We start from the raw sequence: 25,089 nt of genomic DNA, 5'->3' as shown, positions 1-25,089 counted from the left end.
GTGACACCATGAGGGGCATGAAGTTGACCATCTTGGGATGCTCCGGAAGCGTGCCCACTTCCGGGAACCCGGCCTCCGGTTACCTCGTGTCTTTCCCGGATGCGCCGTCCATCCTCATGGACTTGGGCCCCGGTACCCTCGCCGCGCTGCAGGACGTCCAGGATCCGTGCGACGCCCACGTGGCCTTAAGCCACCTGCACGCCGATCACTGCATGGATTTCCCCTCCCTGCTGGTCTGGCGCCGTTTCCACCCCTACGCGCCGGCCAAGGGCCGCAACTTTTGCCTGGGCCCCAGCTACGCGCCGCAGCACCTGGGGCGGCTGTCCTCCGACGCCCAGCCAGACGGCGTGGACGACATGTCGGATACCTTCGCCTTCACCCCCTGGGAGGACGGGGTGGAACAGCACGTCGACGACGTCGCCATCACCCCGTACCGGACTATCCACCCGGTCGAGACCTATGGCCTGCGCCTGCGCCACACCGAGACCGGCAAGATCATCACGTATACCGCAGACACCTCCTTCGATACCAAGCTGCTGCCGTTGGCGCAGGACGCCGATATCCTGCTGGCGGAGGCCGCCTGGGGCGCTAGCTCCGAGGGCAAGGCGGAAAAGATGCACATGTCCGGCGCGGAGGCCGGCCGCCTGGCGCAGCTGGCGGGCGTGCGCACCCTCGTGCTGGTGCACCTGCAGCCCTGGGGAGACGCCGCCGCGACCGTGGCGGCCGCCCGAGCCGAATTCGACGGCGAACTGGTCCTCGGCGAGCCCGGGATGGTCTTCGAACTCTAGCCTGGCCCCGGCGGGTAGCCTGGGAGCATGACTGATTTTCAACGAGCAGACGGCCGCGGCCTCGACGAGCTGCGCACCGTGCGAATTACCCGCAATTTCACCACCAACCCGGCGGGCTCGGTGTTGGTCGAATTCGGCAATACCCGCGTGATGTGCACCGCCTCGGTGGAAACGGGCGTGCCCCGCTTCAAGCGGGATTCCGGCGAGGGCTGGCTGACGGCCGAGTACGCCATGCTGCCGTCCGCCACCCACGAGCGCATGCCGCGTGAGTCCATGAAGGGCAAGGTCAAGGGCCGCACGCATGAGATCTCCCGCCTGGTGGGGCGCTCGCTGCGCGCCGCGGTGGATCTGAGCGAGCTGGGGGAGAACACCATCCAGCTCGACTGCGACGTCCTGCAGGCCGACGGCGGCACCCGCACCGCCTCGATCACCGGCGCCTACGTTGCGCTGGCCGATGCCGTGGCCGCCCTCAAGGAGCGCGGCGCCGTGCCGGGCGAGCCGCTGCTGGACCCCATCGCGGCGGTCTCCGTCGGCATCATCGACGGCCGGGTGTGCCTGGACCTGCCGTATGAGGAAGACTCCCGCGCCGAGGTCGACCTCAACGTGGTCATGCAGGAAAGCGGCGACTTCGTGGAAATTCAGGGCACCGGTGAGCACGGGCTGTTCGGCCGCGACGAGCTGAACCAGATGCTCGACGTGGCCCAGAAGGGCTGCACCGAGCTCATCGCCGCGCAGCGCGCCGCCCTGGGGTGGGACTAATGCAGCTGCTAGTCGCCTCGAATAACCCCAAGAAGTTGAAGGAACTGCACACCATCCTGGCCGAGGCTGGCATCGAGGGCGTTAGGCTGGTCCCGCTCAGTGAGGCAGAGTCCTACCCGGAGCCGGTCGAGGACGGGCGCACCTGCGCCGACAACGCGCTGATCAAGGCCCGCGCGGGCGCGCAGGCCACCGGCCTGCCGTGCGTGGCGGACGACTCCGGCCTGGCCGTCGACGAGCTCAACGGCATGCCCGGCGTGCTTTCGGCGCGCTGGTCCGGCCGCCACGGCGACGACGCCGCCAACAACGAGCTCCTGCTGGGCCAGCTGGCCCACGTGCCGGAAGAGCGCCGCACCGCGGCTTTTGTCTCCGTGTGCGCGCTAGTCACCCCGGCCGGCCAGGAACACGTGGTGGAAGGCCGCTGGCCCGGGCGCGTGCTGACTGCCCCGCGCGGGGAGGGCGGTTTCGGCTACGACCCGCTCTTCCAGCCGGACGGCGAGGAGCGCTCCGCCGCGGAGATGTCTCCGGAAGAGAAAAACGCCGTCTCCCACCGGGGCCAGGCGCTGCGGCAGCTGGTTCCGGTAGTGGCGGCGTTGCAGAAAAACTAGCGCGAAAAGCTAGAGCTGGAAGTCGCGCTGCACCTCGCGGCGGCGCTTGACCTCCATGTAGAAAGAGAAGAACGGGATGGTGCCGGCCAGGGCCGTGGTGAACCACTTCATCGGCGGCCACAGGGCCTTCGGCGCCAGGTTCAGGATGGACAGCAGGTACAGCACGTAGAAGGCGCCGTGGATCTGGGCGATGTGGGTGGCCCACTCGGGCATGTCCATGCCGACGATGTATTCCAGCACCATGCGCGTGGTCAGCACCAGCAGGAAGATACCGGTCACCGTCGCGGCGACGGTGAACAGGGTCAGCGCGGTGCGCACGCGGGCCTGGCGGGCCGGGTGGATGCGCTTCGGCGCGGTGGAAGCAGAAGTGTTCTCAGAAGTCATAGCGGTAATCTAGCTTAGCTTTCAATTGTCGTGCCGGACAGGCCTTAGCGGTCGAGGTCGGGGTTGACCTCGTGGTGCCCGCGGCGCGGGCGGTTGAGCGCGTTGAATTCCTCGACGTCGAGCTGCGGCCGGTGGGGGAGGAAGTCCTCGTCGATGGTGGTCGGCTTGGATTTGGTGACCTCCGGGGCCTCGTAGGCGAACCCGTCGAGGTCCTCCGCCTCGTTTTCGGCGGCGATGCGCTCGTTCTCGCTGCGCAGCGCGGTCCGGTAGGCGTAGATGACGAACGCCGCGAATAGCGGCCACTGGAGGGCGTAGCCCAGGTTCTGGAAGGTGCCGGAACCGGACTGGAAGCGGGTCCACTGCCAGTAGGCGAGCGCGAAGAAGGCGACCACGAGCACGGCGATGAGGACAATATGCCACCACCGCACTCGGATCCTCGGGCGCTTGCCGGTCTCTTGCGTGCTCACGAGTCCTAGCCTACCCACTGGCCGCGGCGCGCCAAAGTCATTAGTGAGCGAAAACGCCCGCCGCCCCGATTAGAACTCGCCGGAATCAATCCGGTAGTATCATTCGCATTGCGCGCCCGTGGCGGAATTGGCAGACGCGCTAGATTTAGGTTCTAGTGTCCGAAGGACGTGTGAGTTCAAGTCTCACCGGGCGCACCACTGCACAGAAAAATACCGAGGCCATCGCACCAGATGGCCTCGGTATTTTTGCGTCTTCTTACTCGACTTCGGTGAATTTCCGGTCCCACGCCGAGCGGATGGGGTTGGCGTCGGCCAGCAGGATATCGAAGCGATCGCCGGCGATTTCGACGATTTCGCTCAGCGCCACGCGGTGTTCTTGGGGCTCGGAGTTGGCCAGGCGGCGCACGCCGGCGTCCAGCACGCGCTCGAAGGTGTCGTTGGTGTCCAGGTAGGCCACAAACGGCATGCCGAAGCGCTCGCGGTAGGCGGCGGCCAGCTGGGTGATCTGCTCGGTCTGGACGTCGTCCAGCTCGCCGAGCCCCAGCGAGCCGCGGTCGGCGGAGATCTCCGCGGCGCCCTCGTCGTCGGCCAGCAGGAGCTCGTCCATGGCGGGGTAGTCGTGGATGAGCTGTTCGCGGCGCTCGACGTCGGCGGTGAGGACGGCGACCTGGATGGCCTCGCGCAGCTGCCCGACGTTGTCGAAGGGGCGGGACTCCCAGGTGGTTTCCAGCGGCCAGGTCTCGTTGTTGAACAGCGGGCGCAGGGTCGCCACGAAGTTGTCGCGGTCCATGGCGTTGAGCTCGTCCAGGGAAACGCCCGTGCCGCCGGTGCGGGCGACGTCCCCGCCGCGGGAGCGGCCGGTGTGGAAGAACAACAGGTTCAGCCCGATGGCGGTGATGGCGCCGATGGACATGCCCGAGGAGACGAAGGTCTGCGACCATTCCGGGAAGACCGCCGCGATGTCCGGCTTGAAGGTCACGAGCATGGCCAGCCCCAGCGCGGTGGTCACGATGACGGCGTTGCGCCCGTCGTTGATATCGGCCTTGGCGATGGTCTGCAGGCCCACCCAGGCGACGTTGGCGAACAGCGCTAACGATGCCCCACCCAGCACCGGCGCCGGGATCGCCGCGACCACGGCCCCGGCCTTGGGCAGCAGGCCCAGCACGATCATGAAGCCCGCGGCGGCCACGGCCACCCAGCGGGATTTCACGCCGGTCAGGCGGACCAGGCCGACGTTCTGGGCGAAGCAGGTGTAGGGGAAGGAGTTCATCACGCCGCCGATGACGGTGGACACGCCGTCGGCGCGCAGCGCGGCCTGGACGTCGGCGCGGCGGATGCGCTTTTTAACGATCTCGCCCGTGGCGAAGACGTCGCCGGTGGTCTCCACCATGGTGATGACCATGACGATCAGCAAGGAGAAGATGGCGACCAGGTCGAACTGCGGCAGGCCGAAATAAAACGGCGTCGTGATGCCGAAGGCGTCGGCCTCGCCTACTTCCGAGAAGCTCGCGTCGCCGGCCAGCAGAGCCACGCCCGTGCCCAGCACCAGGCCCAGCAGCACCGACAGGGTGCCCAGGAAGCCGCGGAAGAAACGCTGGACTAGGACGATGACGGCCAGGGTGCCGAAGCCGTACCAGAGGTCGCGGGCTGCGGGCTGCCCCTCGGCGTAGTTGGTGAAGTCGTTGGCGGACACAGCCAGCAGGGAGGTGCCCATCACGAGCAGGACGGTGCCGGTGACCACCGGCGGGAAGTAGCGGAGGAAGCGGCCGAACAGCGGCGCCATGAAGAAGGTGAACAGGCCCGCGACGATGATGGAGCCGTAGATGACCGGCAGGGAGGCCACCCCGCCCTGCCCGTCGGTGGCGCCCAGCCCGATGGCGATGATCGGCGCGACGGCCGTGGTGGTCACGCCCTGGACGATGGGCAGCCGCACGCCCACGTGCTTGCCGATGCCCACCGACTGGATGATGGTAGCGATACCGCAGGTGAGTAGATCCGCGTTGATGAGGTGGATGGTGGTGGCGGTATCCAGGTTGAGGGAACCCGCGATCAGCAGCGGGACGATGACCGCCCCGGCGTAGAAGGCGAGTACGTGTTGCAGGCCTAGGGCGGCGAGTTTGCCGGGGGCTGGAACTTGGTCGACGGGGTGTGTGCGCTTGGGCTGGGTGCTAGTTTGGGCAGCCACGAAGTCCTCCAGGGTGGGGCGAAGCAAAAAACGGTTGAATTCGTACTCTCTAAGCGTAGAAGGGCGGCGCAGATTTCGGGAAAACCGCAGCAAAACGTTCCGGTTATGACCAGAAAGCTGGCTCCCGCCCGGAGCTTAAACCGGACGGACGTTTTACTTAAAATGCCTGAGCAGCGCACTAGAGTCAGACATCAGACGTGTGGGCTATTGCACACTTTCTGGGTTGGAGTAACCACCTAACAAGCCCCTACACTGGGACTCAACGGGGCTTGCCGCTAGAGAAGCTCAAGACCATCGAAACCCGAGAAAAATACAGGTTACAAGGTGGATTGGGAATTGGGAATGGCGAGCGCGCCCCACGGTATAAGGGAACTTATAGATACAGAAGGGAGTCACCGATAGTGACCACCGCAACCCAAGACCTCAAGTTTGATGCCTGGAAGGGTTTTGAGACCGGCCCATGGACTGAGGGCATCGACGTGCGCGACTTCATCCAGCGCAACTACACCCCCTACGAAGGGGATTCGTCCTTCCTGGCCGGCCCGACCGAAAAGACCAAGCGCACCTTCCAGCACCTGGAAGACAACTACCTGTCCGTCGAGCGCAAGCAGCGCGTCTTCGACGTCGACACCCACACCCCGTCCGACATCGACGCCTTCCCGGCCGGCTACATCTCCGAGGATGACAACGTCATCGTCGGTCTGCAGACCGATACCCCGCTGAAGCGCGCCATGATGCCGTTCGGCGGCTGGCGCATGGTCAAGCAGGCCATCAAGGAAGCGGGCAAGGAAGTGGACCCGGAGGTCGAGAAGATCTTCACCCGCTACCGCAAGACCCACAACGACGGCGTCTTCGACATCTACACCCCGCGCATCCGCGCTGCCCGTTCCTCCCACATCATTACGGGCCTGCCGGACGCCTACGGCCGCGGCCGCATCATCGGCGACTACCGCCGCGTGGCCCTCTACGGTGTCGACTACCTCATCGAGGAAAAGCAGGCTTCCCGAGACTCCGTCGCCGACGCCGGCTTCTCCGAGCACTGGGCTCGCTTCCGTGAGGAGCACTCCGAGCAGATCAAGGCTCTGAAGAAGCTGAAGGTCATGGCCGAGCAGTACGGCTTCGACATCTCCGGCCCGGCTACCACCGCGCAGGAAGCTGTCCAGTGGACCTACTTCGGCTACCTGGGCTCCATCAAGTCCCAGGACGGCGCCGCCATGTCCATCGGCCGCCTGTCCGCGTTCTTCGACTGCTACTTCGAGCGCGACCTGGCCAACGGCACCATCACCGAGGAAGACGCCCAGGAAATCATCGACGCGCTGGTCATGAAGCTGCGCATCGTCCGCTTCCTGCGCACCGAGGACTACGACCAGATCTTCTCCGGCGACCCGTACTGGGCCACCTGGTCCGACGCCGGCTTCGGCGACGACGGTCGCCCGCTGGTCACCAAGACCTCCTTCCGCCTGCTCCAGACCCTGATTAACCTGGGGCCGTCCCCGGAGCCGAACATCACCATCTTCTGGGACCCGAAGCTGCCGGAAGGCTACAAGAAGTTCTGCGCCCACATCTCGATTGAGACCTCGTCCATCCAGTACGAGTCCGACCGCCAGATTCGTGAGCAGTGGGGCGACGACGCCGCCATCGCGTGCTGCGTGTCCCCGATGCGCGTCGGCAAGCAGATGCAGTTCTTCGGCGCCCGCGTCAACGCTGCCAAGGCTCTGCTGTACGCCATCAACGGCGGCCGCGACGAGGTCAGCGGCAAGCAGGTCGTGGAAGGCTACGACGCCATCCAGGGCGACGAGCCGCTGGACTTCGATGAGGTCTGGCAGAAGTACGAGGAGATGCTCGACTGGGTCGTCGGCACCTACGTCGAGGCCCTGAACATCATCCACTACAGCCACGACAAGTACGCCTACGAGTCCATTGAGATGGCTCTGCACGACTCCGATATCGTGCGCTCGATGGGCTGCGGTATCGCCGGCCTGTCGATTGTGGCCGACTCCCTGTCCGCCATCAAGTACGCCAAGGTCACCCCGGTTCGGGATGAGACCGGCCTGATTGTGGACTACAAGACCGAGGGCGATTTCCCGGTCTACGGCAACGACGACGACCGCGCCGACGACATCGCCGCAACCATCGTCCACACCGTGATGGAAAAGATTAAGGCCATCCCGATGTACCGCAACGCCATCCCGACCCAGTCGGTGCTGACCATCACCTCGAACGTGGTCTACGGCAAGGCCACTGGCGCCTTCCCGTCAGGCCACGAGGCCGGCACCCCGTTCGCGCCGGGCGCAAACCCGGAGAACGGCGCCGACAGCCACGGCATGGTCGCTTCCATGCTGTCCGTCGGTAAGCTGGACTACAAGGATGCGTTGGACGGCATCTCGCTGACCAACACCATCACGCCGTCTGGCCTGGGCCGTACCCCGGATGAGCGCATCACCAACCTGGTGGGCGTCCTGGACGCCGGCTTCATCATGGACAAGTAAGACCACCCAAAACCCAATCTCGTAGAAGGAGAAATCATCATGGCAACCCCGACTTTCGACCAGCGTCTCGAGGCAATGAAGTCCCGTCGTGCAGAGCACAACATGGACTCCGGCCTGTACCACGCCAACATCAACGTCCTGGACAAGTCCACTCTGGAGGACGCAGTTGAGCACCCGGAGAAGTACCCGAACCTGACCGTTCGCGTCTCCGGCTACGCCGTCAACTTCGTCAAGCTGACCAAGGAACAGCAGCTGGACGTCATCTCCCGTACCTTCCACCAGGGTTCGTAAAAACCATGGCTGATGGCGTTACTGGTGTTGTTACCCTCCAACCAGAAGAAGGCGAAAAGGTACGCGGCGTCGCCGCGGGCCTGGGTGGGGACAACGAACTCGACCAAATCACCCGCCCCGAGCTCATGGAAGCCCGCCGCACTGGCGACGTCGGCTTGGTGCACTCGTGGGAACTGGTGACCTCGGTCGACGGGCCGGGTACCCGCATGACGATGTTCATGTCCGGTTGCCCGCTCCGCTGCCAGTACTGCCACAATCCTGACACCTTCGAGATGAAGACCGGCTCCCTGGAGAAGGTCGAAGACGTGGTCAAGCGCGTCAAGCGCTACAAGCCCATCTTCGACGCTTCCAATGGCGGGTTGACCATCTCGGGCGGGGAGGCGCTGTTCCAGACGGCGTTCACCCGCCGGGTGCTCAAGGAAGTGCACGATGCCGGCATCCACACCACCATCGATACCTCCGGTTTCCTCGGGGCGCGCGTGCGTGACGAGGACCTGGACAACATCGACCTGGTTCTGCTGGATGTCAAGGCAGGCGATGAGAAGACTTACAAAGAAGTCACGCGGCGTGAGCTGCAGCCGACCATCGACTTCGGTGACCGGCTCGCGGCGGCAAACAAGCCGGTGTGGATCCGCTTTGTGGTCGTCCCCGACCTGACGGATAGCCCGGAAAACGTCCAAAACGTCGCCAATATCGTGGCACGGTGGCCCAACAACGTGGAACGCGTTGAGGTCCTTCCGTTCCATAACATGGGCGCCGACAAGTGGCGTGAGCTGGGTTATCCCTACACACTGGAAGACACTAAGCCCCCGGCTGCAGAGGACGTCGAAGCTATCCGCGACGTCTTCCGAGCCAAAGGCTTCACGGTCTACTAATTCCCTTATAACCCACAAACACCCGCTCGCTAGCTCTCCTAGTTCCTAGGAGGCAGCGGGCGGGTGTTCGGCGTTTTCCGGGCCCTAGGCGGCTATTCCTTGACGTAGCCGACGTTTTCGACCTCGACGCTGCCCAGGGACTTGGCGCCGAAGTTGGCCAGCTTCGGGTTGGTGGCCACCATCTCCGGGCCGTTCATCAGCGGCATGATGCCGAAGCTCGACAGCGCCTCCTTCTCCAGCTCGTTGGCCTTCTGGGTCTGCTCATTCGCGTCCGCGATCTGGCCCAGCTCCTCGATCTTCTTGTCCATCTCCGGGGTGCCGGTGCCGGACTTGTTCAGCTCCGAATCCGAGGCGTAGATCTGGTTGAAGCTGGCCACGCCCAGCGGGGAGGAGGACGCGAAAGCCATCGGGAAGATGTCGAAGTCGTGCTTGGTGACGATCTTGGAGAAGTCCGCCGACGGGCGCTCCTCGATGTCCAGCTTGATGCCGACGTCCGCCAGCATCTTCTGGGTGGCGGAAGCCTCCGCCTTAATTCCCGGATCGTCGCCGGTGAGCACGTAGCGCAGGGCCAGCGGCTGGCCGTCCTTCTCGCGGGTGCCGTCGGCACCCGGGGCCCAGCCGGCATCGTCGAGCAGCTGCTTGGCCTTTTCCGGATCGAAGGAGATGAGCTCGCCGAAGGAATCCTGGTAGCCCTCCTGGGTCTGGTACAGGGTGAACGAGCCCGGCAGGTCCTCCTCGTAGTCCAGGCCGTTGAAGCGGATGGAGGCCAGCTGGTCGCGGTCGATGGCGGTCATGAAGGCCTCGCGCACCTTGATGTCGTCCAGGCCCGGGGCGTCGGAGTTCAGCACTAAGAGTACGTTGGCCGGGCGCATGGCGGCGCGGATCTCGATGTCATCCATGTCCTGGATGGTGGCCAGGCGCTCCTTGGAGGCCACGCTGGTCGCGTCGATCTCGCCGGCCTTGAAAGCGTTGATGGAGGCCTGCGATTCCATCTGGCGGTAGGTGATCTTCTTGATGAAGGGCTTGTCGCCCCACCACTTGTCGTTTTCGGTGAAGGTGACGGTGCCGGCGCCGAAGTCGACGCTGTCGACGGTGTACGGTCCCGCGCCCCACTCCGGGTGGAGCTGGTTGACGTAGGCCTCGTTGAACTTCTCAGCGGTATCGACCTGCGGAGGCAGCAGGGAGGAGAACGTGTCCTGCCACCACGGGTAGGCCTGCTTGAACTTCACGACGACCTGCTTGTCGTTCTCGCCCGGGGTGACGGACTCGATCTTGTCGTAGCCCTCCGTGGAGTGGATGTTGAGCTCGTCCATCTCGCCGTTGTTGAACTTCCAGGTGTGCTCGAAGACCTTCCAGTCAATCTCCGTGCCGTCGTTGTACTTGGCGTCCGGGTTGATGGTGTAGGTCACCTGCGTCTTGCCGTCGACGACCTCTTCTTTCACGTCGGTCAGGTAGTCGGCGTTCGGGACGAATTCGCCCTCGCCGGTGTAGGTGGACAGCTGCGGGTTGTAGTACTCCCAGAAGGTCCGAGTGTAGGCGGTCATGTCTGCATTGAAGGCGTTTTGCTGCTCCGAGAACTCACTGATGCCCAGGGTCAGGTCGTCGCCTTCCTGCAGGTTCTCGCGGTCCTGCAGGTTGTAGGAGCCTTCCAGCTGCAGGTCGACGTCGATGGCGCTCGAGGAGCCGTCCGAGCCGCCCGCGCAGGAAGAAAGAAGCACCGCCGAGGCCGCGAGTGCTAACAGCGTGGTGTAGCGGTTTTTAGAAGACATGGTCAGAGATACCTTTCTGGCAGGGGGTGGAAAAGCTTAGGGGAGTGCTATGGAGTTATTTCTGCTGCGCCGGGCAGCAAACCTGGGGAAATTCTTAGGGCTCTATCGGCTCGTAGACCGTCCTTTTCCGGGTGCGCTCGACCGCCGGGTCAGGCACGGGGATGGCCGAGATGAGCGCCTGGGTATAGGGGTGCTGCGGGTGGTCGAAGACCTCGTCGATGGGGCCGGTTTCTACGAAATCGCCCTTGTACATCACGGCCACCTTGTCCGATAAGTGCCGGACCACGGAGAGGTCGTGGGCGACGAAGACAAACGAGATACCCAGCCGCCGCTTCAGGTCGTGCAAGAGGTTGATGATGCCGGCCTGGATGGACACGTCCAGCGCGGAGACCGGCTCGTCCAGGATCACCACCGACGGGTTGGTGGCCAGCGCCCGGGCCAGGCCGATGCGCTGGCGCTGCCCACCCGAGAAATGCCCGGGGAAGCGGTCGATGTGGTGTGAGGACAGGCCCACCAGCTCGAGCAGCTCGGAGATGCGGGCGTCGACGTCGCCGTCGTAGCCCAGTGACTGCAGCGGCTCGGCGATGACCTCCCGGATGGTCATGCGCGGGTTCAGCGAGCTCATCGGGTCCTGGAAGACCATCTGGATGTCCTTGCGCAGCTCGCGGCGTTGGCGGTCACCCAGCTGGGAGGCGTCGACGCCGCCGACCACCACGCGCGCCCCGTCGGCGGGCTTGAGCTCCATGACCTCCAGCAGGGTGGTGGTCTTGCCGGAGCCGGACTCGCCTACGATGGCCAGGCACTCGCCCTCGTGGACGGTGAAGCTGACCTGGTTGACCGCGTGCACCGTGCCCACGCGGCGCTTGAGAATGGAGCCCTTGATCAGCGGGAATTCCTTGCTGAGGTTCTCGACCTCGAGGGTCGTGCGGCGCTGCTCGAAGGGGGTATCGCCCAGCACGTCCTCGGCAAAGGTCGGCAGGGGGAACAGGCGCTGGCCACCAATCCGCGAGTCGATGATCTCGTCCGCGCGGTGGCAGGCGGCGCGGTGGTGGCTGACCGCCGGGTCCAGACTGGAGGTCATGCCGAGGAGCTCCGGCTCGCTGGCGCGGCAGGCATCGATAGCCACGGGGCAGCGGTCCGCGAAGGGGCACTCGTTCTTGAGCTCAATGAGCTGCGGCGGGGTGCCGGCCACCGGGGTCAGCGGCTCCGACTGGGCGGTATCCGCGCGCGGGGTAGAACCCAGCAGGCCGATGGTGTACGGCATCTTCGGGCTGTTAAAGAGCGTGTCGACGTCGGCGTATTCGACCGGGCGGCCGGCGTACATCACGGCGACGTCGTCGGCGGTGCCGGCCACCACGCCCATGTCGTGGGTGATCATGATGGTCGCCGCGCCGGTTTCCCGCTGCGCGACCTTGAGCACGTCCAGGATCTGCGCCTGGATGGTTACGTCCAGGGCGGTGGTGGGCTCGTCGGCGATGATGAGCTGCGGGTTGTTGGCAATGGCGATGGCGATGACCACGCGCTGGCGCATGCCGCCGGAAAACTCGTGCGGGAACGAGCGCAGGCGCTTGACCGGTTCCGGGATCCCCACCAGGTCGAGCAGCTCGGCGGCCTCCTTCTGCGCGGCCGCGCGCCCGATGGAGCGGTGGGCGGTGATTGCTTCGACCAGCTGGTCGCCGATGCTAAAGACCGGGGTGAGGGCCGACAGCGGATCCTGGAAGATCATCCCGATGCCCTTGCCGCGGATGGCCGACATCTGCTTGTCGGTCTTGCCCAGCAGCTCCTCGCCCTGGAAGCGGACGGAGCCGGTGACCTTGGCGTAGTCGGGCAGCAGTCCCATCACGGCCATGGAGGTCACGGACTTGCCGGAGCCGGACTCGCCGACGATGGCCAGGGTGCGCCCGGCCTCGAGGCTAAAGCTGGTCCCGCGCACGGCGTGGACGGTGCCGGCCTCGGAAGGGAAACTGACGTTGAGGTCTTCGACCTCTAACAGGGCGGTCATGCGCGTCCTCCGGAATTCGAGTTGGGGTCGATGGCGTCTCGCAGGCCGTCGGCGATAAAGGCCATGGAGACGGTGAGCAGGGTCAGGGTGGCGGCGGGGAAGTAGAACTGCCAGGGCGCGGCCTCGACGGCGTTGGTACCCACCGCCAGCAGCGTGCCGAGGGAGACGTCCGGCAGTTTCACGCCCAGCCCCAGGAAGGACAGCGCGGTCTCGGAGACGACGGTGGAGACCACGCCCAGCACCAGCTGGATGATGAGCAGCGAGCCGATATTCGGCACGATGTGGCGGACGATGATCTTCGGGCGCGAGACCCCCATGTAGCCGGCGGCGCGCACGTAGTCGTTTTCCCGCACGCTCAGCGCCATGGCCCAGATGACGCGCGCGGCGTACATCCAGCCGAAGGCGATGAGCACGATGATGAGCATCTTCCAGTCGCCGCCGGAGTCGGAGACGACAAGGGCGATGAGCAGGAAGGTCGGGATGGCCAGCAGGAAGTGGATAACCGCCAGGATGATCTTTTCGGTCCAGCCGCCGTAGATGGCCGCGCCGGCGCCGATGATCGCCGACAGGATGGAGGTGGCGATCGAGACGGTCAGCGCGATGACCAGCGATCGGCCCAGGCCGTGGACGACCTGCGCGAAAAGATCGTTGCCGGAGTTGGTGGTGCCGAACCAGTGCTCCGGCGACGGCGGGGCGGACAGGGCCAAAAAGTCCGGCTCGTCGAAGGCCCACGGCGTCAGATAGCTGCCGAAGAGGGAGACGGCGATAAGCCCCAGGAAGATGATGAAGCCGACGGTGGCCATCTTGTTGCGGAAGAACCGGCGGGTGTACAGCTTGAGCTTGTTCGTGCCGCGGATGGTGGTCTCGTCGGCGGTGTAGAGCTTGCGCTGCGACTCGTCGGCGTCGACGCCGGCCGCGGTGGCGGACAGGGCGCTGGGCTCGGTGGCCATGCTGAAGTCGGCGGTCGCGGTGTGCGGGCGGATGCCCAGGTTGTCCGCGGCCGAGTCGATGGCCAGGTCGTTGCGGAGGTGGGGCGTGGCGCGCCGGGCGGTCGCGCGCGGCTGGGTGGATTTGTTGCTCTTAGACATTTAGCTCACCCTTACCCGGGGATCGAGGATGACGACGATGAGATCGGCCAGGATGGCCGAGACCGCAATCATGACGGCGCCGAAGGCGGCCACCGCCGTGGTGCCGTGGATGTCGTTGCGGGAGATGGTCTGGATGAAGTACTGGCCCATGCCGTTCCAGGCGAAGATGGTCTCCGTCATGATGGCGCCGGTAAAAATGCCCGGCACGGAGAAGGCCACCGACGTAGCGACGGGGATGATGGAGGTCCGCAGCGCGTGCTTGCGGATGGCCTGGGTGCGGGTCAGCCCCTTCGCCCGGGCGGTGCGCACGTAGTCGGCGGACAGGTTATCCAGCAGCAGCGTGCGCTGCATCATGTGATAGCCGGCGTAGCTGATAATGACCAGCGAAATGGTAGGTAGGACCAAGTGCTGGGCGGTGTCGATGAGCTTGGGGAAAAACCCTTCCACCCCGGGCGAGCCGGCGCCGCTGACGTAGACGATGCGCTGCCCGGTCACCCGGTTGAGCCACAGGCCGACGGAGACGACGACCAGGGAGGCGACGACCACGTGGACGTTCATGGTGACAATCGACATGCCCTGCCAGAAGCGGTCGGCGAACTTGTACTGGCGGGAGGCGGTGTAAACACCCAAGCCCACGCCGAGGACGATGGAGATGATGGTGGCCAGCAGCAACAGCTGGGCGGAGACCAGCGCGCGCCGGGAGACTTCCTCGGTGACTTCCACCCCGAGCGGGGAAGCGCCCCAGTCCCAGCGCAGCACCACGCCAGTGAGCCAGGTCCACCAGCGCTCCAGCAGCGGGGTCTCTGGGTCCAGGTTGAGCGGCTGCAGGATGTGGCTGATTTGTTCTTGGCTCAGTGGTGGGCGCCGCCCGGCGTAGTTGGAGCGCGGATCCAAAAAGACTGACGCCAACAGGTAGGCGATGTTGGTGGCCAGGAAGATCACGATTAACCAACTGGCGGTCTTTTTGATGATGTATTTGACCATCGCGGTTTCCTTGGGTGTGGGAACGTACTTGGGTTGAGTGATCCAGTATCGAAGTTCGTCCGAATGTGGTGTGGATTACTAACTGTGACGTCGACAATAGCGGGCGTGAGAAACGAGCGGGGCAAAAATGAGAAAAAATCCTCCGGAAAGTTGTGCGGGCGTACCCCCATACGGGGAGGGCGGGGCCTAAGGCCGGTCACGATCCCACATCCGGGGTTCCGGGGCCGTGCCCGCAGTTCGGGCTGGGTGGGACCCTCGCGCATCGGCGGCGAATGTGTCAGACTAAGAGCTGACCGGTGCAATAGAATTCCCCGAAAACAGAAAGGCCGCGCGTGAGTACGCTTCTCGTCATTGGCATCATCGTCCTCATCGTCATTTTGACGTTGTTCGACGGATACTTCATTGTCCGCACCAAGGAGGCCGCCATCATGGAGCGGCTGGGCAAGTACCAGGGAGTGGCCCACGCGGGGCTGCACTTCAAGATCCCCTTCGTCGACCGGGTGCGCGAAAAGATTAACCTGCAGGTCCGCCAGCTCGACGTGATGGTGGAGACCAAGACCAAGGACAACGTCTTCGTCCAGATCCCCGTGGCGGTCCAGTACCAGGTCGTCCAGGGCCGCGAGCGCGAGGCCTACTACACCCTGTCCAGCCCCGACCAGCAGATCGTGGCCTACGTCCAGGACAACGTTCGTTCCTCCGTGGCGAACATGAACCTGGATGACTCCTTCTCCTCCAAGGACACCATCGCCCAGAACGTGGCCGAGTCCCTGCGCGACAACATGGCGGCCTACGGCTGGCACTTCGTCAACACCCTGGTCACCGACATCCGCCCGGACGAGCGCGTGCGCGAATCCATGAACTCCATCAACGCCGCCCAGCGCGAGCGGGAGGCCGCCGTGGCCCAGGCCGAGGCCGAAAAGATCCGAGTGGTCAAGGAGGCCGAGGGCGCGGCCGAGGCCCGCAAGCTGCAGGGCCGCGGCGTCGCCGACCAGCGCAAGGAGATCGTGGAGGGCATCGCCGCCCAGTACGAGATGCTGCGCAAGGCCGGCGTCGAGGAATCCCCCGAGGCCCTCATGCTGGTCTCCCAGTACCTGGACGCCATGGTGGACGTTTCCTCCAACGGCAACGCCTCCGTGCTCTACATGCCGTCCAACCCGTCCGGCATGGGGGATCTCTTCGAGGGCATGCGCGACGTGCTGATGAGCAACCACGCCCTGGACAGCCTGGACAAGTCCTCTAAGTCCTCGTCCAGCCAGCGCCCGCGCACCCGCAGCAACCCGGAGCGGGAGACCGGCTCCAGCAGCTCCAGCTCCAGCCCCGCCAGCCCGGCCGCCAACCCCAGCCTGCCGAGCGCTAGCGACGTGCGCGGCCAGGCCGCCGACTGGGCCAACGAGAACGGCATCCATTCCGCCCGCGACGCCTTCCAGGCCCTGCGCGACAAGCACGGGGAGTGGCGCAACAACGACTAGTGAGTTTGTTTTTCCGGCGCGCCGGAATCTCCACTAGCCTTAGGTGAGCACCAACCTGGACAAGGAGCAGCTCACCGTGAATCCTCGTGAACCTTTCGCCCTGTCCTTTTCGGGACAGGGTTTTTCTTGGGCCGACTCGCTGCGCGGCGCCGACCGTGAACTGCACGCCACGGTGGACAAGGCCGCGCAGCTGTTGGAGCCGCTTGCCGCCGAGCTGGCCGGCCGGCGCCCCCGCGGCTTCCGCCCCTTCGACTGGGCGCAACAGCCGCCGGCCTGGGATCTCAGCGCCCCCGAGGTCTCCGTGCCCGGCATCTTCCTGGCCCAGCTGAACCTGCTCGACGCCCTGGCCGCCCAGGGGCTAGTGGCTAGCGATGCCGTCGCCGCCGCCGGCCACTCCCAAGGCCGGCTGGCCGAATTCGTGCTCGACGAGGAGGCTGGCCGCGCGGAGATGCTGGCGATTGCCCAGCTCATCGGCGCGGCGATGACGCACACGGCGCGGCGCTACGGGCTGGTCCGCGATAACGACGCCGCCCCCATGGTCGCCGTCGCCGCAGACCCGCAGGACATCGCCGCGGCCATCCGGGACACCGGCGCGGACACGGTCATCGGCCTGCACAACAGCGCCCAGGATGCCGTCCTGTCCGGCCCGCCCGCCGACAACCTTGCCGTCGCCCGCGCCCTGGGGGTGGAGGCGCAGCCGCTCAAGGTGGCCGCGGCCTTCCACCACCCGCGCATGGGCGAGGCCGTCGACCAGGTCGTGGACTGGGCCCAGCAGGTGGGCCTAGACGCGGCCGTCGCGGAGCGGGCCGCCCGCGCGGTGCTCACCGACGTCATCGACTGGCCGGCGCAGGTCGACCGCCTCGCCGCCGCCGGCGCGCGGTGGATCCTGGAGGTCGGCCCGGAAGAAGGCGTGCGACCCCTGACCGAGAAGATCGTGGAGGGCCGCGGCATCGGGGTGCTCGCGGTCGGCACCGCGACCGGGCAGGCCCGGCTTATTGATCCCGGCCACCAGCTGGCCCCGCCCCGCCCGTACAGCGATTTTGCCCCGCGCACCACGGCCGACGGCGAGCTGGTGACCCGCTTTACCAGCCTGACCGGCTACCAGGCCGTGCTACTGGCCGGCATGACGCCCACCACGGTGGACCCGGCCATCGTGGCGGCCGCGGCCAACGCCGGGTACTGGGCCGAGCTCGCCGGCGGCGGGCAGGCCACGGACCAGCTGCTCGAAGACAACCTCGACTACCTGCGCGAGCACCTCGCCCCGGGCGTGAACGCGCAGTTCAACGCGCTCTACCTCAACCCCCGCCAGTGGCGTCGCCAGGTGGCCGGCCAGCGGCAGGTACCCGCCGCGCGGGCGAACGGGGCGCCGATCAACGGCATCGTGTGCTCGGCCGGCATCCCGCCGCTGGACGAGGCGGTGGAGATCTACCGGAGCCTGCGGGTGGGCAATATCCCCTGGGTGGCTTTCAAGCCCGGCGCGGTGCACCACGTCGATAAGGTGCTGGAGATCGCGCGCGAGGTGGCACCCGCCCCCGTCATCATGCAGCTGGAGGGCGGCCTGGCCGGCGGGCACCACTCCTGGGAGGACCTGGACGAGCTGCTACTGGCCACCTACGCGCGCATCCGCGCCGCGGAGAACGTCTACCTGGCCGTCGGCGGCGGCATCGGCACGCCGGAGCGCGGCGCGGAGTACCTGACCGGCGCCTGGGCGCGCGCCTACGGCCGCCCGGACATGCCCGTCGATGCCATCCTGGTCGGCACCGCCGCCATGGCCACGCGGGAGGCGACCACCTCCCCGGCCGTCAAGCGCGCCCTCGTCGCCGCCTCCGGCACAGACGGCTTCATCGCGGCCGGCACCGCCCGCGCCGGCATGTCCTCGGGCCGCTCGCAGCTGGGCGCCGACATCCACGAGGTGGATAATTCCTTCGCCCAGGCCGGCCGGCTGCTGGACGCCGTGGCCGGCGACGCCGATGCCGTGCGCGCCCGCCGCGCCGAAATCATCAGCGCCCTGGATGCCACCTGCAAGCCATATTTCGGCGACCTGACCAGCCTGACCTACCGGCGCTGGCTGGAGCGCTACCTCGAGCTGTCCCACTGCGGCGGGTGGGTCGATGACTCCTGGCGCGCCCGGTTCGCGCAGATGCTCCTGCGCGCCGAGGCCCGCCTGCACCCCGCTGACCACGGCGAGTTCGCCTCCCAGCTGCCCGCCGGCGAGCTGGACGCGGGAAACCTGGCCGACCTGCTGGCCAGCTACCCGCAGGCCGGCACCCAGCACCTGTGCGCCACCGATGCCGCCTGGTTCATCGATCTCCTCAAAGGCCCCGGCAAGCCCGCCAACTTCGTGCCGGTCATCGACGAGGACGTGCGCTGGTGGTGGCGCACGGACTCGCTCTGGCAGGCCCACGATGCCCGCTACCCGGCCGACGCCGTCTCCATCATCCCCTCGCCGCGCTCCGTGGCCGGGATTGATCGCGTCGACGAGCCCGTCGCCGAGCTGCTGGGCCGGTTCGTGGCCGCCGCGGCCGCCCGCGCGGAGTCCACCGGGCCCGCGGCGAGCGATCGCGAGCGGATCCTGTCCGCGCCGGCCTGGGAATGGGCCGGCCACCCGGTTCCCAACCCGGCGCGCCGGCTGGGCCTGGAAGAAGACGCGGATGGGGCATACCGCGTGCCCGGCCTGGGCGTGACGGTGGCGCTGCCTCAGGCGGCGACCGTGCCCGTCGTGGGCGCGGATTCGGCGTACCAGGCCATGCGGGAGCTGGCGCGCCGGGCCGCCGGCGGGCAGCTGCCGGAGGTCGTTGGCGGGGCGGCGGCGTGGTCGACGACGCTGAACTGCGCGGACTACCAGACCGTCACCGCGGGCTACCTGGCGGGCGCGTCCGGCCTGGCCGCCGACGCGCTGGTGGGGCCGGCCTGGCCGGCCATCTTCGCGGTCATCGCGGACACCGACGCCGTCGAGGGCCTGCTCCGTCTGGTCCACCTGGAGCACGCGGTGCGCCTGCGCTCCGAGCTGCCGCAGCACGGCGCCTCGGTCAGCGTGAAGGCCCACCTTGCGCATGATTTTGCCACCGCGCGGGGGCGGGTGCTGGAGGTGGAAGTCGGCATCGTGAGCGGGCACCAGCACCTGGCAACGCTGACCGAGCGCTTTCTGATCTCCGGTGCGGCCGGAGCCGAAACGCTGCCGGCACTGGACGTCACGGACCCGGCCGCGCGCCCGACCCCGCGGCTTAGCCGCGGCCAGGCCCAGGTGGTCGCGCCGGATAGCATGCGGCCTTTCGCCCAGGTCACCGGCGACTTCAACCCCATCCACACCGACGAGGACCTGGCGCGGGCGACCGGCCTGGCCCAGGGCCCGATAGTCCACGGCATGTGGACCTCCGCGCTGGCGCAGCTGGCCGCCGGCGAGAACATCGTGGGCTGGCACGCGCGCCTGCTGGCCCCGGTCCTGCCGGGGCAGACCGTCGAGTTTTCCACCGCGCGGACCGGGCAGGCCGCCGGCGGGGAAGTGCGCACCGTGACCGCCACGGTGGGCGGCGTCCCCGTGCTGGAGGCGACCGCCCAGCTGGCCGCGCCGGTGACGTGGTACGCCTTCCCCGGTCAGGGCATCCAGTCGCCCGGCATGGGGATGGCAGCCTACGCCGCCTCCCCAGCCGCGCGCGCCGTCTGGGACCGCGCCGACGCCCACACCCGGCAGGCGCTGGGCTTTTCCATCCTGGACATCGTGCGCCGCAACCCGCCCGAGGTGCAGGTGGCCGGCGAAAGCTTTTCCCACCCCGACGGCGTGCTGTACCTGACCCAGTTCACCCAGGTGGCCATGGCCACGCTGGGCTGCGCGCAGGTCGCCCAGCTGCGCGAGGCCGGGGTGCTGGAAGAGCACGCCTTCTTCGCGGGGCACTCGGTGGGCGAGTACAACGCGCTGGCCGCCTTTGCGGACGTGCTCTCGGTGGAGGCGGTCATCGAGATCGTCTACCAGCGTGGGCTGACCATGCACCGCCTGGTCCCGCGGGACGGCGACGGCAACTCCAACTACGGGCTGGCCGCGCTGCGCCCGCACAAGATGGGAATGTCGGACGCGGACGTTTTCGACTACGTCAGCCAGCTGTCGGCGATTACGGGCGAATTCCTGGAGATCGTCAACTACAACGTCAAGGGCAAGCAGTACGCTGTCGCCGGAACGCGCGCCGGGCTGCGCGCCCTCGAAGCCGATGCCGCCTCCCGCGGCGAGCGCGCCTTCGTCCTCATCCCCGGCGTGGACGTGCCCTTCCATTCCTCCCGCCTGCGCGACGGGGTGGACGACTTCCGCCGGCACCTCGACCAGCTCATCACGGCCGATATCGACCTGGACCGGCTGATTGGCCGCTACATTCCCAACCTGGTGGCCCGCCCGTTTGACCTGGGGGAGGAATTCATCCAGGCCATGGAGGAGGTCGTGGACTCGCCGTGGCTGGACGCCGCGCGCACGCAGCCGGCCCAGCAGCGCGGCCGCACCCTGCTGGTGGAGCTTTTGGCCTGGCAGTTCGCCTCGCCGGTGCGCTGGATCGAGACCCAGGATCTCGCCCTGGGGCAGCTGGGCGTGCAGCGCTTCGTCGAAATCGGCGTGGCCAGCGCGCCCACCCTGGCGAACATGCTGCGCCAGCACCCGGGGGCGGCGCGCGTGGAGATCCTCAACGCCGAGCGCGACGAGGCCGTCGTCTTCGCCACCGATGCCGACCCCGCACCCGCGCCCGAACCAGTAGCCGAGCCCGATCCGGAGTCGGAAGCCGCGCCGCAGCCAGCGCCAGCAACCGCACCCGAGCAACCGGCCCCCGGAGACACCCCCGCGGACCGGCCGCTGCTGCCCAGCGATGCCCTCCGGCTGCTGGTGGCAGCCTGGACCAAGGTGCGCCTTGACCAGCTGCGCCCGGAAGACACCATCGAGTCCCTGGTGGAGGGCCAGTCCTCCCGGCGCAACCAGCTGCTGCTGGATATCTCGACCGAGCTGGGGATCGCCGCCATCGATGGCGCCGCCGACCTCGATCTGGCCAGCCTGGGCGAGCTAGTCGACCGGCAGGCCCGCGGCTACCAGGCCTTCGGGCCGGTGCTCCAGCCCCAGGTGGAGACCTGCCTGCGCGATCTGACCGGCCCGGCCGCCCAGCCGACCTCCTACGTTTCCGAACGCGTGCGCGGCCGCTGGGGACTTGGCCCCGGCTGGCTGGACCGCGTGCTCGCCCACCTGGTCGACGGCACCCGTACTGGGGCCTCCCTGCGCGGCGGCGAGCTAGCCAGCCTGCCCGAAGGCCTCGACGCGGCTATCGATGCTGCCGTCGCCGCCGCCGGAATCACCACCCCGCTGCCGGAGCCGGCCGCGGCCGCGACCGCCATCGCTGACCCGGCCGCCCTGGGCGATCTCACCGATGCCTTAACCGCCAACGCCCGCGACTTGGTCGAGCGGCTGGATCCGGAGGCAGCCGACACGGATGGCCAGGATGATGGTGCCGGCGAGGACGGCGATAGCGCGCGCGAACTCGTCGCCGCCGTCGACCGCGAGCTGGGTGCGGGCTGGGCCGACTTCGTGCGGCCGGCCTTCGACCCGGCGCGGGCGGTCCTGCTCGACGACCGCTGGGCCTCGGCGCGCGAGGACGCCGCTCGGGGACGCGGCGACGTGACCGCAACGGGCGAGGAGGTCGCCCGCATCGCCGAGTATTCCGGCCACCCGGATCTTGCCGCCGCGGCCCGGAAGGACCCGGCGGGCCTCGACTACGCCGCCGACTGCGCGCTGGTCACCGGCGCCGCGCCGGGCTCCATCGCCGCGGCTATCACCGCCGAGCTGCTGCGGGGCGGGGCCACCGTCGTGGCGACCAGCTCCCGTCTGGACCAGGCGCGCCTGGACTTTTTCACCCGCCTCTACCGCGACCACGCCCGGGGCCAGGCGGCGCTGTGGGTCGTGCCGTGCAACGTGGCATCGTTTGCCGACGTCGACGCCTTAGCCGACTGGGTCGGCACCGAGCGCACCCGCACCGTCGGCGCCGAGGTGCGCGTGGTGAAGCCGGCGCTGACGCCGACCCTGCTCTTCCCGTTCGCCGCGCCGCGCGTGGCCGGCACCCTGGCCGAGGCGGGCGCGGGCAGCGAGCGCCAGATGCGCCTGCTGCTGTGGTCGGTGGAGCGGCTCATCGCCGCCACCGCCGGAATCTCGGAGCACGTCCACGTCGTCCTGCCCGGCAGCCCCAACCGCGGTCGCTTCGGCGGCGACGGCGCCTACGGCGAGGCCAAGGCGGCCCTTGATGCCATCGAAAACCGCTGGCGCCGCGAACCCGCCTGGGCCAACCGCGTGGGCCTGGTCCACGCCCAAATCGGCTGGGTGCGCGGCACCGGCCTGATGGGGGCCAACGATCCGCTGGTCGCCGCCGCCGAGGCCCGCGGCGTGCGCACCTGGGATACCCGCGAACTCGCCACCGAGCTGCTGGACGAAGGCGCCAACCCGGGCGCGCGCCGGGCCGCGCGCGAGGAGCCGGTCGCCCTGGACCTGACCGGGGGACTGGCGGCCGCCGAACTGGATTTGGCGGCGCTGCGGCAGGAGGCATCGTTAGCCGCGGCAGAAACCGAGGCGGAGCCGGGCGCGCGCGTCGTGCCGGCGCTGCCCAACCTGGCCGAGGGCGCGGCCCCAGAGCCGGACTTCGGCGAGGTCGCGGCCGGCCTGGAGGAGATGGTGGTCGTCGCCGGCGCGGGCGAGCTCGGCCCCTGGGGCAGCGCGCGCACCCGCTTCGAGGCGGAGCTCGGCGGCGATCTCAGCGCCGCCGGCGTGGTGGAGCTGGCCTGGTCGATGGGGCTTATCCGCTGGGAGGACGGCTGGGTCGACGCCGCCGGCGAGCCGGTGGCCGAGGCCGACATCTACGCCCGCTTCCACGACGAGGTCATGGCCAGCGTCGGTGTGCGCCGCCTGCGCGACGATGCCGGCATCCAGAACAACCTCGCCGGCGAGCTGACCACGGTCTACCTGGACCGCGACCTGACCTTCAGCACGGCGGACGCCGATAGCGCGCGCGCCTTCGCCGCCGCCGGCGCCCGGGTGCGCCCCGTCGGCGACGCCTTTCAGGTCACCCGCCCCAAGGGCAGCGAAATCCGCGTGCCGCGCCGCACCGTGATGACCCGGTTTGTGGGCGGCCAGCTGCCCGACGGCTTCGACCCCGCCGCCTACGGCATCCCCGCCGACATGCTGGAGAACCTGGACCGCCTGGCCGTGTGGAACCTCATCTGCACCGTCGAGGCGTTTACCTCCGCCGGGTTTAGCCCCGCCGAGCTGCTCGCCCACGTCCACCCGGCGCGGGTCAGCAACACCCAGGGCACCGGGATGGGCGGGGTGGCCTCCCTGCGCGGCCTCTACGTCGACCGCCTGCTGGGCCAGCCGCGCAACAACGACGTGCTGCAGGAAGCCCTGCCGAACGTCATCGCCGCGCACGTCATGCAGGACTACGTGGGCGGCTATGGGCAGATGGTCCACCCGGTGGCCGCGTGCGCGACCGCGGCGGTCTCCGTCGAGGAAGCCGCCGACAAGCTGCGGCTGGGCAAGGCCGACTTCGTGGTGGCCGGCGGCGTCGACGATATGAGCGTGGAATCCGTGACCGGCTTCGGCGCGATGGCCGCCACGGCGGATTCTGCGGCGTTGGCGGCGGCGGGCATCGCGGAGCGCTATTTCAGCCGGCCCAACGACCGGCGGCGCGCCGGCTTCGTGGAATCCGCCGGCGGCGGCGCGCTGCTGCTGACCCGCGGCGACGTGGCGGCCGAGCTCGGCCTGCCGGTGCTCGGCGTGGTGGCGTTTGCGGAGTCTTTCGCCGACGGGGCGCACACCTCCATCCCCGCGCCTGGGCTGGGGGCGCTGTCGGCCGCCCGGGACAACCGGCTGGCCGCCGCCCTTGCCCCGTACGGGCTAGACGCGGATGACGTGCGCGTTATCAGCAAGCACGACACCTCGACGGAGGCCAACGACCCGAACGAATCCGACCTGCACCAGCGCCTGGCGCGGGCCAGCGGGCGCACCCCGGGCAACCCCCTGTACGTGATCTCCCAAAAGCACCTGACCGGGCACGCCAAGGGCGGGGCAGCGGCCTTCCAGCTCATCGGGCTCATGCAGGTCATGCGGCGCGGTATCATCCCGCCGAACCGGGCCCTGGACTGCGTCGACCCCAAGCTGCGCCGGTATCCGGACCTGGTCTGGCCGCGCAGCCCCCTGCCGGCGGAGATTAAGGCGGGCCTGGTGACCTCCCTGGGCTTCGGGCACGTCTCGGCGCTTATCGCCGTGGTGCACCCGGGCGCGTTCGCCCAGGCGCTGCGCCAGGCCAAGGGCGAGTTCGCGCTCAACGAGTGGCGCACCCAGGCCGCCCGCCGCGAGCGCGCGGGGTGGGAGCGCCGCGACGGAGCCATGCACGGCCAGGCCGCCCTGTATACCCGGCCGGAGGGGCGCAACCTGGGCGGGCGCGGCACCGCGCGGGAAGCACAGGTACTGCTGGATCCGCAGGCCCGCCTGCGGGGAGGGGAGCTGCGCTAGATGTTCGCCGTTGGCACCGACATCGTCCACATCCCGGGCTTAGCCGAGCAGCTGGGGCGGGAAGGCACCACCTTCGAGCGGGTCTTTTCCGCCCTCGAGCAGCGGGTGGCCGCGACCAAGCCGCGCCGGGACGAGCACCTGGCGGGGCGCTGGGCGGCCAAGGAGGCCTTCATCAAGGCGTGGTCCCAGGCGCTCTACGGGCGCCCGCCGCGGCTGGCGGAACACGAGGTCGACTGGGCCGAAATCAGCGTCCAGCCGGACGCGTGGGGGAGGGTCGGACTGCAGGTGAGCGGCCAGGTCCGCACGGCTATCGATGCCTCCCTCCCCGGCTGGCAGGCCAGCCTCAGCATCTCCCACGACGGCGACTACGCGGTCGCGACGGTGATTATTTCCTGCTAGCGCGTGCGGCGCTTAGG

At 68.0% G+C, this 25,089-nt stretch carries 14 protein-coding genes, 1 tRNA gene and 1 pseudogene; 9 read left to right on the top strand and 7 right to left on the bottom strand.

Annotated features, from left to right (window positions below; translation table 11 throughout):
• Positions 1–17: 17 nt before the first annotated feature.
• From VVS03_RS09195 to rdgB, 3 genes are read left to right on the top strand one after another with little or no spacing between them, the layout of a single operon-like run.
• A complete protein-coding gene (locus tag VVS03_RS09195) occupies positions 18–788 on the top strand; it encodes an MBL fold metallo-hydrolase (RefSeq protein WP_368534372.1) in 771 nt (256 codons plus the stop codon).
• A gap of 27 nt (positions 789–815) precedes the next feature.
• Positions 816–1,547, top strand: a complete 732-nt coding sequence (gene rph / locus VVS03_RS09190) for a ribonuclease PH (protein ID WP_368534371.1) — start codon at positions 816–818, stop codon at positions 1,545–1,547.
• Positions 1,547–2,152, top strand: coding sequence for an RdgB/HAM1 family non-canonical purine NTP pyrophosphatase (rdgB, locus tag VVS03_RS09185; RefSeq protein WP_368534370.1), 606 nt, complete (start codon positions 1,547–1,549; stop codon positions 2,150–2,152). Before rph ends, rdgB begins: the two co-directional genes overlap by 1 nt.
• A gap of 9 nt (positions 2,153–2,161) precedes the next feature.
• Here rdgB and VVS03_RS09180 read toward each other — a convergent pair whose 3' ends face one another.
• Both VVS03_RS09180 and VVS03_RS09175 read right to left on the bottom strand, forming a co-directional pair.
• Positions 2,162–2,536 (bottom strand): DUF3817 domain-containing protein, encoded by a 375-nt coding sequence (locus VVS03_RS09180; protein ID WP_070769676.1) that lies wholly within the window; start codon positions 2,534–2,536, stop codon positions 2,162–2,164.
• A gap of 44 nt (positions 2,537–2,580) precedes the next feature.
• On the bottom strand, positions 2,581–3,003 hold the full coding sequence (locus VVS03_RS09175) for a hypothetical protein (protein WP_368534369.1): 423 nt from the start codon (positions 3,001–3,003) through the stop codon (positions 2,581–2,583).
• Positions 3,004–3,115: 112 nt separating this feature from the next.
• On the opposite strand from VVS03_RS09175, the gene VVS03_RS09170 reads away from it, so the two are divergent.
• Positions 3,116–3,201, top strand: a tRNA-Leu gene (locus tag VVS03_RS09170).
• A gap of 58 nt (positions 3,202–3,259) precedes the next feature.
• On the opposite strand, the gene VVS03_RS09165 is transcribed toward VVS03_RS09170, so the two are convergent.
• On the bottom strand, positions 3,260–5,188 hold the full coding sequence (locus VVS03_RS09165; protein ID WP_368520427.1) for a solute carrier family 23 protein: 1,929 nt from the start codon (positions 5,186–5,188) through the stop codon (positions 3,260–3,262).
• Between the two features lie 197 nt (positions 5,189–5,385).
• On the opposite strand from VVS03_RS09165, the pseudogene pflB reads away from it, so the two are divergent.
• Both pflB and pflA read left to right on the top strand, forming a co-directional pair.
• Positions 5,386–7,968 (top strand): annotated as a pseudogene (pflB, locus tag VVS03_RS09160) (formate C-acetyltransferase).
• 5 nt (positions 7,969–7,973) lie between these two features.
• Complete coding sequence (pflA, locus tag VVS03_RS09155; protein ID WP_290223023.1) at positions 7,974–8,843, top strand: pyruvate formate-lyase-activating protein; 870 nt, start codon at positions 7,974–7,976, stop codon at positions 8,841–8,843.
• A 92-nt stretch (positions 8,844–8,935) separates the two neighbouring features.
• Here the strand turns inward: pflA and VVS03_RS09150 are convergent, their stop codons facing one another.
• The 4 genes from VVS03_RS09150 to VVS03_RS09135 all read right to left on the bottom strand — a co-directional run bounded on the left by VVS03_RS09150 (position 8,936) and on the right by VVS03_RS09135 (position 14,686).
• The gene (locus VVS03_RS09150) at positions 8,936–10,612 is read right to left on the bottom strand and encodes an ABC transporter family substrate-binding protein (RefSeq protein ID WP_368520393.1); all 1,677 of its coding nucleotides are present in this window, start codon (positions 10,610–10,612) and stop codon (positions 8,936–8,938) included.
• Positions 10,613–10,706: 94 nt separating this feature from the next.
• Positions 10,707–12,614, bottom strand: a complete 1,908-nt coding sequence (locus VVS03_RS09145) for a dipeptide ABC transporter ATP-binding protein (RefSeq protein WP_368521393.1) — start codon at positions 12,612–12,614, stop codon at positions 10,707–10,709.
• Positions 12,611–13,702: an ABC transporter permease gene (locus tag VVS03_RS09140; RefSeq protein WP_368520391.1), complete on the bottom strand. Its 1,092-nt coding sequence runs from the start codon at positions 13,700–13,702 to the stop codon at positions 12,611–12,613. The genes VVS03_RS09145 and VVS03_RS09140 overlap by 4 nt, the downstream gene beginning before the upstream one ends.
• A complete protein-coding gene (locus VVS03_RS09135; RefSeq protein ID WP_368520390.1) occupies positions 13,703–14,686 on the bottom strand; it encodes an ABC transporter permease in 984 nt (327 codons plus the stop codon).
• 332 nt (positions 14,687–15,018) lie between these two features.
• Here VVS03_RS09135 and VVS03_RS09130 point away from each other — a divergent pair, with 332 nt between their 5' ends.
• From VVS03_RS09130 to VVS03_RS09120, 3 genes are read left to right on the top strand one after another with little or no spacing between them, the layout of a single operon-like run.
• On the top strand, positions 15,019–16,155 hold the full coding sequence (locus tag VVS03_RS09130; protein ID WP_368521394.1) for an SPFH domain-containing protein: 1,137 nt from the start codon (positions 15,019–15,021) through the stop codon (positions 16,153–16,155).
• A gap of 43 nt (positions 16,156–16,198) precedes the next feature.
• Positions 16,199–24,673, top strand: a complete 8,475-nt coding sequence (locus VVS03_RS09125; protein ID WP_368534368.1) for a fatty acid synthase subunit beta domain-containing protein — start codon at positions 16,199–16,201, stop codon at positions 24,671–24,673.
• Entirely contained in the window at positions 24,674–25,072 is a 399-nt protein-coding gene (locus tag VVS03_RS09120; protein ID WP_368520387.1) for a holo-ACP synthase, read from the top strand. It begins immediately after the preceding gene.
• Positions 25,073–25,089: the final 17 nt, after the last annotated feature.

Origin of the sequence: Corynebacterium sp. LK2537, assembly GCF_040946485.1 — a bacterium.
Classification (GTDB): domain Bacteria; phylum Actinomycetota; class Actinomycetes; order Mycobacteriales; family Mycobacteriaceae; genus Corynebacterium.
Note: the sequence above shows the minus strand (reverse complement) of the source record. Positions and strands in the feature narration are given on the sequence as shown.